The organism is Bacillus cereus group sp. BceL062 (assembly GCF_051780025.1).
GTDB classification, from domain to species: domain Bacteria; phylum Bacillota; class Bacilli; order Bacillales; family Bacillaceae_G; genus Bacillus_A; species Bacillus_A toyonensis.
Genome location: NZ_JBPWGY010000021.1, coordinates 1 through 11,798 on the forward strand (window position 1 = coordinate 1; position 11,798 = coordinate 11,798).

Genomic DNA, 11,798 nt, shown 5'->3' on the forward strand with positions numbered 1-11,798 from the left:
GTTTTTTCTTTACACCTCTAAAGAAGCATTGTGTCCATTATGTGTTAAAACGTGTGTTTTTGTCCAGCTATATTTTCTATTTTAGACAAAATGGACATAAAGTAAATAATAAATGTGGTACGAGTTGTGGTCAATGTGGTTTATGTGGTCAAAAGAGAGTGAGCATTTTATATGCCACTCTCTTCTTATATATATGACCATTATTATTTTTGGATCTGTTTATGACCACGGCCACTCACCTTTAATATCCGCGCTTTTTTCTCTTTTATTTATCATCGACAAAAGATGACACATATAAAATATTCACATCTGCTATTCTTGATTTAACAATTATGGATTCTTACAGGGGGAAAGTTATGTTTAAAAAAATACCGTTAGTTATCTTTGCTGTTTTATTCACATTTACTTTATCAGCTTGTTCTTCAAATAACTCTACTGTATCAAAACACGCCAATAAGACTGAAGTTAAAAATGTCCCAACGGAAGCAACGAGTTTTGTTACTAATTTTAATAAAGTTTTAGATGAAAAAGGTAGTTCTACTAACACAGCGAAACTTTCTCAGGAATTAAAGATTGAAAAGGAGCAAGGGTATCAAGATAAAGCTTTATATGTTATTTCGTTAATCGATCACCAAAATATAAAAGATGGAAACATTGAATTAGGGAATATGAACAATTTCCGAATTATTTTAGATGATAAACAAAAGGAAATAAAAAGAATTACTTATTTAGGTGACGATCCGAACACATTCTTATTCTCACTTGAATCGTTAAAAATTGATGCGACTCAAGAAGTAAAAAACATGCTAGAAGATATCCGCATCAAAATTGATCGCAAGGATCCAAAAGTAGAATCTGGAGCGATTACAAAAAAATATCAAGTTTCTTTTACCTATGACCCGAATAGTCCAACAGCATTATTGAATTTCAAATTCGAGAAAAATAATTTTTAAAAAAAGAGCTGAATTCATATTTGGCTCTTTTTTATTGAAATTCTGGTACAACATAAACTTTTATAAATACATCATGCTTCATTGCGAATTTTTCTAATGCTTTCTGTCTGTGTTCTGTCACTGTAAAAAAATGAATGATTGGTACTTTCCCATTGTATTTATTTTTGTAATATGCTGTAAATTCACCATATCTACTCATTTTCTCACTGTTAATGTTCATCATCTGGGTCCGATCTATTTCTACAGCATTTAATATGTCTTCTTCATCTCGAAATTTCACATCTGGAATAATTGTCTTCTTATTATCATTTACTTTATAACGTATAGGTGTTTCTATCTGCCAGTCATCCGGACAAAACAGATAGAGCCACGCTTCATTTCTCATAAGGCTGTGCGCTAATCGAATTGTTGGTACTATTTTTTCTGTATCATCGAATAGCGCGCGTCCTTTTTTATTTAAGTAATATACAAATTCTTTTTTATACACTGTACTATTAACAAAAGAGCTTAAATCCTTTAATATACGGTTTGCATTTCTTATACCACCTAAATCATGTATGGCCATTAAATGTCTACGTGTAGCAAATTTCAGCTTTCTAATCGAGGTCAGAATCATCATCTGACGATTCAATTTGATGTGTGTTTGTATATTCATGTTTCTCCACCTCATATTGTTTTAGTACATTCCACATCGTTTCATTTGAAATATAAGGTACTTGTATCTCTGTTAACCTATCCGTTTTAAATAACGCGCGTCCCGGTATACTTTTAATCGATTCTAGTCCGCATTCATCTATAACCACTTGGGAAGCTGTTTGTGTTGGTAGTCTGAAACCGAGCTTTGCATCTGAATTTTGCTTAACTTGTCGCGGTAATGTATCTCCTGTTGGGTACTGTGTACAAAAAATCAATCTGAAACCAAGTGCCCCACCAATCCTTGCTATATAAGAAAGCATCCTTTGGCATGCAATTAATAATTTTTGCTGTTCTTTACTCATGCTCTTATCAGGACAAAGCTCAGCCCCTTCATCAACTATTATGAAATGTCGTTCTTTTATATTTGTTTCCACAACGTTTGTATAATGCCTTTCCTTCATATAGCACATTTTCTCTTCCATCTTTTCAAGAATTGTATTTAAAACTTGAAATGCTTGAATCGGCTTTTCTGCTATAGATTCAACTTGCTTCAAATTTTGATATGGCCCAAACTCTAAACCGCCTTTTAAATCGACAATGTATAAATAAGTATGATCTGATTGTGCCGTAATAAGAGATGTCATTACATTTTTTAAAAATACGGTTTTCCCCATACGTGTTAGGCCACCTAAAGTCATGTGTGGCGTTTTATCAAAATTATGGTAAATTAACTCTTCTAAGCTTTGCCCTATAGGTACAAGCCATTTCCCTTGTTCAACTAATGTTTTTGACCATTCCCACTTATTAGGTATGTCTTTATGAAATACTCGAATACTTAATTTATAGTTATCATAATGGATCCGAACAGGTTTATTTAACCCCTCACTCACAACATCCTCTACCTTCTGAATAATTTTACTCGGCATACCTACAGGTAATGTGTAAATGTATGTTGTACTACGATCATCATCAACTTGCTTTTGAAACTTTGGATAATGTAGCTTATCTTCTCTTTTAATAGCGATTCCACTCACTTCAAAAAAGACTTGAATCTTCTTTTTATCAACATCTTTTCGTTTGAACTTATCACTCACTAATGCATAAGTTAATGCTGCTATAGGGATCATTAGTAACTCCAGCATAAACATTTCCCCCTTAGATATCCTATAAGGATAACATTGCACTATTTTGGAATATAACAGGACAAGCATTTTCTTATGGCCTTCCTGTTGTCCCGACCTTCCACATTGTATTCCTTCATAGAAACATAATTAGAACATAACGTAGAAGATATAAGAACGAGCCTGTGAGCGTTGTGTACAAGGTTATTCGTGGAAGCAAATGAGGAATACTCTTCCCCATTTTTTCTGCTGCCTTCATTGCAACTACTGACAAGCCTGTTGCCGTCCAAATAATTACCGCTTCCCCTGCTAGTGTCATGTTTATTCCTCCTCTTCCTTTTCACGAAATGTAATACCTTTTCTTGTACGGACGACATCATAACAATCCATTAGAATCTCCCAATTAAATACCTCTTCTTCCTCACCATATAGATCTTCTTCTAATACCTGTGACAAACTGAAATACTCTTTATATTCTTTTTGATCATAGACTTTGTGATTAATCATGTGATTTCTAATTGATTCCGTTTCTTTTATGGACCTTGATTCGTTATACATTTGACGTAATTCTTTTGAAGGATGTAAATATGGAGTTGTGTTCAAGTGATTATACTGCCAACGCATGTAACCCTCTCCCATCTTGATGTCCTTAGTTCCACTTGGTATTCCTCGTGGTCTTGATATAGGTATATGAACTAGAATGAAATACATTGCCTGTCCACCTGAAATTTATTTTTTAAAAGGACAAAAATAATTTCACAAGAATATACAAATAGGGGGTGTAAATATGCTACGTAGCAATTTAAAACATATTGTAGATGAAAAAGGGTTACGTTACGGATTTGTGGCTAAAAAAGTTGGTATAGCTAATTCTACAATGACCAACCTACTTCAAGGAGGAACACCGACACTTTTAGTCGCTATTAGAATTGCTAAAGTTCTTGATATGAGAGTAGAAGATATTTGGATTGAAGAAGAATTTAAAAATACATAAACACATTCATATAAAATCACGCTTCGAAAAGAACAAATGTTCGTGTATAATGATTATAAATTACACAAATCGGGGGATCATCATGGAAAATGAAAACTGGGGAACACCTACTTTAAAAGGACGCGGGATGGTAAAGTGGAGACCGTTTGCTTCACTTCCGGAACAGTTCATAGGAATTAATGAAATGCTTAACGATTTAAATAAACTTCCTAAACCTATTGTCAGTGAAGATATGCGGGAACAAATAGAACGTGGACTTATCCAATCAATGCAAACTCATGAAGAGATTCTAATTTCTTATTACCGCGATGGTTTGATTCATGACATGTACATAAATGTTCAACATATAGAGCCAATGCTAAAAACTATTTATTGTACGGATGCATTTGGACTAAATGCAGAATTTAAATTTGATGAATTAGTGAATATAAATTAAAAAAAAGCCACCTTTTTATAAGATGGCTTTTTCTATTTCCCTCACGAAATTCCTTTTCCACAGGTACAGAATTTCTTGTCCAATCATTACTCTTATTCTTCACATAGCATGTATTAAAAAGGAGGTACACGCTTAATATGTCAAACTATTATTACGACCGATCACATAAGTGCTACCGGAAAAAACGTAAAAAATACGATTGTGAATGTCATTGTGAGCCTCGCTACCAAACCTATACATCAGGTCCTTTATTCCGTAATGCGGACACGGACTTCATTCAAGTTTCTGCACTTAATCAAACAGACGAACCGCAAACGGTAACTATAGCGGTACAGAATTATCAAGATACTTGTGATGGTGATACATTCCCTTCATATGGTTATCTTTGTGGGGAGTTAATTAACGACGATAACGGTGGTTCAGATGAGGAATTAAGCAACGGGAATGGTAACGGAAACGGCGGATGTATCTATTGCGAGCCTGAAGGGGTAATCCCGTTTATTGGTCCAGTAACATTTACGATTCCAGCACGGCAATTGTTTAGCGTAAGGGTGTTTTACCCACAAGACCCTATCCGACCACAAGAACCGACATACGTAGTTCGAGTGACAATACCAACAGACCCCTACTCACCCCAAGACCCTATTCGACCGCAAGACCCTTACCGCCCAGTTACTATAAACACATGGGGCATTAACTTTGCGGGTGTGATACAGCAAGGAAATACAGTGGTGAACGATCAGTTTTCCCCAGGTGATCCGCTTATGCCAGTTGACCCCATTTAATACGGAATAAATAAAAAAAGCCGCCCAATTAAGGACGGCTCTTTTTCACTTCACATACACATAGGCTTCATTTGCTGTTACATAGTATGTTTTACCTTTGCTATTGTGTACTTTATATTGTGGTGAACCATTTACATTTACTTTTACATCAATTGTGAATCCTAAACCTGCATCTACAGAACCAGCAACATCTTTATCTTGCCAAGATGGAGCATCATAGAAACGTAGATTGTTAACTTTAGATACAACGCGTTTTCCTACAATAGAGGAATCCACTGTACTCTTCTTACTAAACTTCACATAAGATGGATCGTTCTTAATCCACTGATTTCCACCAAGATTTAACCAACCATCCTTTTCAGCCCATACAACATAAGATTCTGGTTTATTTAGCTGACGAATCTTAGAATAACTTGTATCTGGTCCTTTACGTAAATTAACGTTGTATCCTTCAATATAAGCAATACCATCTGTTACCGCTGTCGGTACCTCTCCCGGTTTAGATGGCTTTTCAGGCACAGAAACATCCACATTAGAATTGTTATATGCTCGTTGTACATCTGCTCTAAATTGAGCTTCTGAAACGCCATGAGACTTTAAGTAATCAAGTGGATCTTCATGATCTGTTCCACCAAGGTATTTTGTTACATCATAGTGAGTCCATAATCCTTTATCTACAGATAAACCGCGATCACGTAGGATTTTAGCAAGTAACTTCACGTATTTATCATAGCTGCGTTTGAATTTATCGTAATCCGCTGTTTCGCAAAGTTCAACATGTACAAAGCGTTTATTAGCTGAAGGACCTCCACCGTAAGCAATGTACTTTGTATCCGCGATTTGGATTGTTTCATTCCAGTCAACCGCATAGTGAACAAATGCGTTTCTCCATGTACGAGACTCATATTTTTGGATATTAATAGCCGGAGCTTCAGGAGTCGCTGTACTATGAGCTACAACTCCCTCATATGCACCCACGCCATAACGGTATGGTTGTTTAGGTAAATCAGAAATAATAAGCGTTCTATCAGCAAAAGCGCTTGTAGCAAACGAGCCAGCAAGCACTAGAATCATAAGAAACGAGGTAATATGTTTCATTGTCTTTTTCATTTAGCATCAACATCCTTTTTTATAATTTTTGTGTGGTCAAATAATCCACTTGCTGACAATCCAATGATGATTCCTTGAAATACATTTGTTTTGATATCTCCGTCCAAAAATAAAACGCCTAGCACAATGCCAAGCGTTAAATTTAATAACGGAACATATTTTGTTTGTAATCCAATTGTTTTGGCGATTTGTGACAGACCAACTACAATTCCAATCATTACTGTTAAACTAATCATTACATACCACCTCCTTTCATTAAAAGAGTGAGGATACCTCCAACGATTCCTCCAACAATTAAACGTAAGATCCAGGTAGTATTGGCACCGATCTTATCTAACTGTTTAGTGATATTAATAATGTCTTTTTCGTTACCAGTTGTTCGCATCTCTAAACTTTTAATTTCCAAACGAATGTCCTTGATATCTTGCTTTATTTCTTGAACATCATTTCTTACATCTTGTAACCCTTCCACTTTGACCACCCCTTTTTAGGCAATAAAAAAGAGCGACATATTTAACTGTCCCTCTTTGGCTTATTCTTTTTCGATTGGTGCGACTTGTTGTGCTGCTATTTGTTCTTCAAGCATTTTAATTTTCGCTTCCATCTCTGCCTTTTCTCGTTCTAATTCTTCTTTTGTAGGGGCGAAATATATTGCTTTTACTGATTTTTCTATTTCTAAATCAATTGCCTGTAACTCTGCAACCCTTCCATTCCAGACAACCTTATAGTTTTGTATAGTGTCGGTTACATAACGATCAACTCGGAAGAAATGCATATAATCACTACTTGGTATAATATGTTGACCACATTCTAACCGCGTTATATTCCCTGCATCATCCGAATCACCATAAATACACGTTTTATACCGTTCATGAAGCTCATACTTTTCTTTCAATTCCATTGGTATCACCTCTCTAGCCATTTACTCAATACCCTTGCGTATGCTGTATGGTTCGCACTATTCGATGCTAACATTAAATAGACGTATCTCATTTGCCCTGTTGGTACACCTAAATCAATGGTTGCATTTACATAATAATCGTCTGCGATTGTTTTACTATGCATGGTATACCATAAATCTGCCCCATAAATATCTCTAATTTTCACTTGAGCTGCTGAACCTGGATCAATTGCAAGACTCAATGCAAAAACAAGGTACCTACCTGTATGTTTAAACGTGAAATAATTACAATTACTCCATGTCGTATTTCGTGTTGCGTACCAATAGGCATTAAAATTCACACCCGGTGACATAAATGGAGGTTCGTGAGAACTAACACCCATATCAAAATTCGCTGTGCCATCTATGATTAAATTGTATCCGTCTGGACGTTCTATTTGTATCGCACCTTTTTTACAGTACACCCCTCGATAATCCATTCTGGCAAAAGAATCAGCCTTTGCGGTATTAGCTGTTATACCACTTGAATCCAGCGATATTGTAGTTGGAAGTGGACTCGTTAAACGTAAATCCCCTTGAATTTTATCAATTCTAGCTTGTACCTCATCAGGGTTTTCAGTCCAATCTCCTACCATGTTTCCCTCTTGAAGCATAAACTCTATTACATTTAAGGTACCACCTGTTCCTAATCCTCCAAATATAAAAGGTGTGAAGAATAAATCTTTGTCTTTTGGTGTTAAAAATGTGACATAAATACGTTTCCATTGTTTAGCCGGAAAAGACTGATCATATTTAATAATCTCCACTTGCTGCCCAGAAGTATCTTTTGATGTGTGCGCCCAAAAATGTAAAGGTGATACGTTCCCCCCTGCTCCTGCTGCTGATCCATATACCATAACTGTATACGTATAATACATATCCCGCTTTAAAGGCATGTTCCTGTCAAGGTACTTCACACCATTAGGCATTGGAACCTTTAATGTTGTTTTACCGTTATAAAGAACGGAAGTGTCTGGATAGGCTGGTCCTGAACCATTATCAGCCCACATTCTATTTGCAATAAAATCGGCTGTATTTTTAAGCATATTTCTTCCGCCGGGCATTTGATTATCCACGTTTTCTTTTGCTTTTGCTTGAATCAATTCGCTTAAAGCGTCCACAGATTGATAGTATTTGAGCCATGTATCACGCCACACGGTGGGATTGATCGGGATTACCTTGTCTTTATTACCAATGGATGTATCCCATGCATCAATCGGTGTAAGAGCTTCTAAATACGTTTTTAAATTTGTGTATTGAGTTGCTACGGCTATATAGTTTGTATTTGAAGTTGGTATTCCAATATTGATTGCCTGTTTGCGGACAGAGGAGAACTCACCTTTACCTCCACTGTCTAAAGCATTAGCGACTGGCAAGGTGTTTGCTGTATCAGGCAAAACAGATCCGATTATATTTGCTAGTTTATCTTTCACGTAACTTCTTTCTGTAATATCAATCTTCGAATCGTCGGCAAGATTTGAAAGAGTAGTAGTTGCATTTTCGATTTTGTCATTTGCATCCTTATCCAACGATGCTAAGTCTAGGGATTGAACTACCCAACTCTTCCCATCCCACATTTTCAAAACGTTGGGTTTAACAGATGAATCTATCCATAGTGTTCCTGTAGTCGGATTACTAGGGGCTGAACCACTAATTAATGCATCGTTTAAATCAAGTAACGTTATAAAACCTGCTGCTTTTGGCACACTATCACCTACTCAATCTCACAAATCACAGTGCCTTTACCCGTAATTTCTGATGCTTGCACCGTAAGTGTTTTTCCTGTTTTGTAATTTGTTGTTCCGCCCCAATTTGGAACCATCGTTCCACCTGCGTTATATAAGTACCATCTGTATTGATATTTTGTTCCAGCTGCATCTACTTCTGCACCTGCTTGGTACACTTTCGCAATAACTTGTACCGTACCTTGTCCGTTTTTAAAGACATTTCCTGTTAGCGCTATTGGTGTAACTTGCAATGGGTCTGTTTGGTCTGCAAACGTAACAACATCCACATACGTTTTAGAACTATAAGTGGCAATACATTTAAAAGATGCCATCCCGGCTACAGCTCCGGCTGGAATTGTTAATTTATCAGTGGTATATCCACTTGTTCCTCCACCTGTTGCTGTGGCAGTAAGTTTTAACCATCCGATACCTCCACCTTGATCCGTAGAAACGGAAGCATCTTGTTTATACCATTGATAAGTAACGCCTGTTGTTTGCTGCGTCGAACCATTAAAGACATCACATTCAGCGATAAGACTGCCTGCACTATTTCTAAAAATGTTTCCATTTGGCGCCCATACATATGCAGCAATAGCGTTTTGACCGTTCGCACCATTACTACCATTTGTTCCATTCGTTCCGTTTGTCACCTTTACTAATTCAATATCCAGTTTAGATGTGATATCCAATCCTGTGGTTGGATCAGTCCACACCACTTCACAAAGATATACTTGTTGATTTTTAGATGCTAAAATATTCGTTTTAATTGTGAGTGGTTTTCCAGCTCCAGTACCGATTGAATAATTTGTATCATTTGCAATTGGAGTATTATTACCTTGCTCATACCAGATAATGCTCTTTACTTGTCCGATAATATCTGTTGCTGTACCTGAAACAAATAAAGACGGAGTTAATATCATATTATTTGTTGCCCAGTTAGGCGTATAAGTATTTCCATTCGGATTAAAGATTTGTACTTTCGCTTGATTCGATCCAATATATCCCGTTACACTTCTTGCATCATTTATATCAATTAAAGTAATCTGACCAGTTGCTATAGGTCCCATTTGATCTCTCCCTTTCTTTTTCTACTTGTTTACTTCACATGTAAATGTAGCCCGTATATCTACATCCAAATTCGTAATAGTAACTTTCTTACCAGCATTTTCATGTGCCTTATTCCATGTGTTATCCCCTAGCGAATCAGCGGACTTTCTTGTCCATTTATATATAAAATCAATTGTATTCGTAACGTCTGTTGCTCCGTGATACACACGCGCTTCAAGTTCTGTACTAATTTGACCATTCTTAAATGTAGTTCCGTTCGTACTTCGAATCTCAACCTTATATACAATATGATTTGTTACTTCATCTACATTGTTTTGAGCTGTATCAGCAATCTCTTTTGTACGAAACAAGATTAACTCGTTCATCTTATTCCTAGATTCAAAATAATTCTTTAAACAACTTTTATATCTGTCGCCATTGATAACTGAATCTTTTATCATATTACTCGGTGATAAAATGGCTGCCTGATTATTCTCATCATGTTCTACGGTTAAAAAGTTTTTCAGTTCTTCATATCTTTGTGTATACATATCTCTTTCGAAAATCTTTTCTTCCGGTTTCCAATACCCTGCCGCAATTTGCATGGTGGAACTATACTCATTTTGAATCTTTACCCACTCTGCACTTAGAAATTGTTTTTCAATCACTGTAATTACATTATCTTCTGATAAATTATCAATCAAAGTATCTAGCCTATTAGAAACTTTAAAAGGATCATAACCTTCTTCAAAAAATGTACCCGGTCCAACTTTAATGTTATTTGCATCAAATTGACCAACAACACCTACTGAAGCAACAATCCCCTCATAAGTAATAGCTTCCTTAAAGGTTTTCCCACCATCTCGACTAACACCAAACCCAGCGCTGTTCAGAGCAACAAGGTTATTTGGATTTTTAGGATTAACACCAAGTATGCCATTCTCGAATATTAATTCTGTTTGAGCATTCTTAATCGCTTCACTTGCACGTTTAACCCCTTCATCTAAGGCATTGTATTTAATTTTCCCATCTTCATTTACAACGCCACTCATTGCCTTCTGTACGGTTTGAAAAAGTGTCCCCCCAAAAGATTTTTTATAGTTAGCTAGTGTAACCCTACATGCAATCGGCTCTAACTTCGCATTAAATACTTCCTCAATCTCCATAATTCTGGTTTCAATATCAATATCCATTGGCTCATAAATTAAAAGAACCCGATCCCCTTCATTCGGCACATTGTAAGGGTATCCGGCTTTTCTCAAATCTATAAAGTCAATTGTCATACTAACAACTGGCGTGTCCTGTAGGTTTTCTTTTAATGCCTTGTCTAATCCATCTATTGTTGTAAAACGTTCGTCATCTATGGAATCCGCTTCAATTAGCCCAAATTTATGTACATTTGGACTGGTGTATTCTCTCTCTAACCCGTCTTTACCATATCCACGAATATAAGTCGCAAGGGGCTTTGTATCAATTTCTCTTTCAAATGTTTTAATATTGAAATTGTACCTAAACTGAAAATCAGTATCTTCCCCTATTTTCTCTTTAAAGCTGGCGAGATTTCCACGAATCGATATTTCTGCCTTATAGCGCTCTAATTTCTTTTTTAGTAATGCCAGTCGATTTTCTTTTCCAAACTCTTGAAAATCTTGTGCGTAAAACTGATCAATAATTACTGTTTGATATCCTGTCCCTTCAAAGACAAAATCAACCGCATCACGAAAAGTCATGCTACCGTTATGAACTTTATATTGTTGCTTATTCAGCATATTCACGTAAAATTCATGAATACATTCAACTCTTTTATAAAACTTACTTTCAATTGTTCTTTCTGCTAAATGCTTTACAATATAAACTTCACCATCAAATTCAATTTTGCTTTCTTCTTGTACCAATGGAAAAGAATGTGTATTTTCTTCCGTAGGATATAGTAGAAAACTGATTCCTTTTTCCCCATTCACCCTACGAACTCTAGTGATAGTTGGAAACCCTGTTAGTATCTCTGTATTTCCTGCTATATCAGTTACTGTAACTAATTCCAATATCACA

Annotated in this window: 15 protein-coding genes; 4 read left to right on the forward strand and 11 right to left on the reverse strand. The window is 36.1% G+C overall.

Features of this window, described 5'->3' with window-relative positions; translation table 11 throughout:
• Positions 1 to 356 precede the first annotated feature (356 nt).
• Positions 357 to 953, forward strand: coding sequence for a hypothetical protein (locus tag ACS2MN_RS29310; protein WP_438894849.1), 597 nt, complete (start codon positions 357 to 359; stop codon positions 951 to 953).
• 31 nt (positions 954 to 984) lie between these two features.
• Here ACS2MN_RS29310 and ACS2MN_RS29315 read toward each other — a convergent pair whose 3' ends face one another.
• The 4 genes from ACS2MN_RS29315 to ACS2MN_RS29330 all read right to left on the reverse strand — a co-directional run bounded on the left by ACS2MN_RS29315 (position 985) and on the right by ACS2MN_RS29330 (position 3,334).
• The gene (locus tag ACS2MN_RS29315) at positions 985 to 1,608 is read right to left on the reverse strand and encodes a replication-relaxation family protein (protein ID WP_438894850.1); all 624 of its coding nucleotides are present in this window, start codon (positions 1,606 to 1,608) and stop codon (positions 985 to 987) included.
• On the reverse strand, positions 1,550 to 2,731 hold the full coding sequence (locus tag ACS2MN_RS29320) for an FtsK/SpoIIIE domain-containing protein (RefSeq protein WP_438894851.1): 1,182 nt from the start codon (positions 2,729 to 2,731) through the stop codon (positions 1,550 to 1,552). The genes ACS2MN_RS29315 and ACS2MN_RS29320 overlap by 59 nt, the downstream gene beginning before the upstream one ends.
• 115 nt (positions 2,732 to 2,846) lie before the next feature.
• A complete protein-coding gene (locus tag ACS2MN_RS29325) occupies positions 2,847 to 3,029 on the reverse strand; it encodes a hypothetical protein (RefSeq protein WP_438894852.1) in 183 nt (60 codons plus the stop codon).
• 2 nt (positions 3,030 to 3,031) lie between these two features.
• Positions 3,032 to 3,334: a hypothetical protein gene (locus ACS2MN_RS29330; protein ID WP_438894853.1), complete on the reverse strand. Its 303-nt coding sequence runs from the start codon at positions 3,332 to 3,334 to the stop codon at positions 3,032 to 3,034.
• Between the two features lie 163 nt (positions 3,335 to 3,497).
• On the opposite strand from ACS2MN_RS29330, the gene ACS2MN_RS29335 reads away from it, so the two are divergent.
• From ACS2MN_RS29335 to ACS2MN_RS29345, 3 genes are all read left to right on the forward strand, one after another.
• Positions 3,498 to 3,704, forward strand: a complete 207-nt coding sequence (locus ACS2MN_RS29335) for a helix-turn-helix transcriptional regulator (RefSeq protein ID WP_438894854.1) — start codon at positions 3,498 to 3,500, stop codon at positions 3,702 to 3,704.
• A gap of 82 nt (positions 3,705 to 3,786) precedes the next feature.
• Complete coding sequence (locus tag ACS2MN_RS29340; RefSeq protein WP_438894855.1) at positions 3,787 to 4,140, forward strand: YolD-like family protein; 354 nt, start codon at positions 3,787 to 3,789, stop codon at positions 4,138 to 4,140.
• 137 nt (positions 4,141 to 4,277) lie between these two features.
• A complete protein-coding gene (locus ACS2MN_RS29345; protein ID WP_438894856.1) occupies positions 4,278 to 4,925 on the forward strand; it encodes a sodium:proton exchanger in 648 nt (215 codons plus the stop codon).
• A 45-nt stretch (positions 4,926 to 4,970) separates the two neighbouring features.
• Here ACS2MN_RS29345 and ACS2MN_RS29350 read toward each other — a convergent pair whose 3' ends face one another.
• From ACS2MN_RS29350 to ACS2MN_RS29380, 7 genes are read right to left on the reverse strand one after another with little or no spacing between them, the layout of a single operon-like run.
• Positions 4,971 to 6,035 carry an N-acetylmuramoyl-L-alanine amidase gene (locus ACS2MN_RS29350; protein ID WP_438894857.1) on the reverse strand — a complete coding sequence of 355 codons (1,065 nt, stop codon included), beginning with the start codon at positions 6,033 to 6,035 and terminating at the stop codon, positions 4,971 to 4,973.
• Positions 6,032 to 6,271 carry a holin gene (locus tag ACS2MN_RS29355; protein WP_438894858.1) on the reverse strand — a complete coding sequence of 80 codons (240 nt, stop codon included), beginning with the start codon at positions 6,269 to 6,271 and terminating at the stop codon, positions 6,032 to 6,034. Before ACS2MN_RS29355 ends, ACS2MN_RS29350 begins: the two co-directional genes overlap by 4 nt.
• Positions 6,271 to 6,507 (reverse strand): hemolysin XhlA family protein, encoded by a 237-nt coding sequence (locus ACS2MN_RS29360; RefSeq protein ID WP_098885954.1) that lies wholly within the window; start codon positions 6,505 to 6,507, stop codon positions 6,271 to 6,273. The genes ACS2MN_RS29355 and ACS2MN_RS29360 overlap by 1 nt, the downstream gene beginning before the upstream one ends.
• Positions 6,508 to 6,567: 60 nt before the next feature.
• Entirely contained in the window at positions 6,568 to 6,936 is a 369-nt protein-coding gene (locus tag ACS2MN_RS29365; RefSeq protein ID WP_438894859.1) for a phosphodiesterase, read from the reverse strand.
• 5 nt (positions 6,937 to 6,941) lie between these two features.
• Positions 6,942 to 8,681, reverse strand: coding sequence for a carbohydrate-binding protein CenC (locus tag ACS2MN_RS29370; RefSeq protein ID WP_438894860.1), 1,740 nt, complete (start codon positions 8,679 to 8,681; stop codon positions 6,942 to 6,944).
• Positions 8,682 to 8,689: 8 nt separating this feature from the next.
• A complete protein-coding gene (locus tag ACS2MN_RS29375) occupies positions 8,690 to 9,769 on the reverse strand; it encodes a hypothetical protein (RefSeq protein WP_438894861.1) in 1,080 nt (359 codons plus the stop codon).
• Between the two features lie 21 nt (positions 9,770 to 9,790).
• Positions 9,791 to 11,794, reverse strand: a complete 2,004-nt coding sequence (locus ACS2MN_RS29380; RefSeq protein WP_438894892.1) for a phage tail protein — start codon at positions 11,792 to 11,794, stop codon at positions 9,791 to 9,793.
• Positions 11,795 to 11,798 lie beyond the last annotated feature (4 nt).

Bases quoted from the DNA above. Each gene is read 5' to 3' on its own strand.
- ACS2MN_RS29310 (WP_438894849.1), top strand. From the start codon at position 357: ATGTTTAAAAAAATACCGTTAGTTATCTTTGCTGTTTTATTCACATTT.
- ACS2MN_RS29315 (WP_438894850.1), bottom strand. From the start codon at position 1,608: ATGAATATACAAACACACATCAAATTGAATCGTCAGATGATGATTCTG.
- ACS2MN_RS29320 (WP_438894851.1), bottom strand. From the start codon at position 2,731: ATGCTGGAGTTACTAATGATCCCTATAGCAGCATTAACTTATGCATTA.
- ACS2MN_RS29325 (WP_438894852.1), bottom strand. From the start codon at position 3,029: ATGACACTAGCAGGGGAAGCGGTAATTATTTGGACGGCAACAGGCTTG.
- ACS2MN_RS29330 (WP_438894853.1), bottom strand. From the start codon at position 3,334: ATGCGTTGGCAGTATAATCACTTGAACACAACTCCATATTTACATCCT.
- ACS2MN_RS29335 (WP_438894854.1), top strand. From the start codon at position 3,498: ATGCTACGTAGCAATTTAAAACATATTGTAGATGAAAAAGGGTTACGT.
- ACS2MN_RS29340 (WP_438894855.1), top strand. From the start codon at position 3,787: ATGGAAAATGAAAACTGGGGAACACCTACTTTAAAAGGACGCGGGATG.
- ACS2MN_RS29345 (WP_438894856.1), top strand. From the start codon at position 4,278: ATGTCAAACTATTATTACGACCGATCACATAAGTGCTACCGGAAAAAA.
- ACS2MN_RS29350 (WP_438894857.1), bottom strand. From the start codon at position 6,035: ATGAAAAAGACAATGAAACATATTACCTCGTTTCTTATGATTCTAGTG.
- ACS2MN_RS29355 (WP_438894858.1), bottom strand. From the start codon at position 6,271: ATGATTAGTTTAACAGTAATGATTGGAATTGTAGTTGGTCTGTCACAA.
- ACS2MN_RS29365 (WP_438894859.1), bottom strand. From the start codon at position 6,936: ATGGAATTGAAAGAAAAGTATGAGCTTCATGAACGGTATAAAACGTGT.
- ACS2MN_RS29375 (WP_438894861.1), bottom strand. From the start codon at position 9,769: ATGGGACCTATAGCAACTGGTCAGATTACTTTAATTGATATAAATGAT.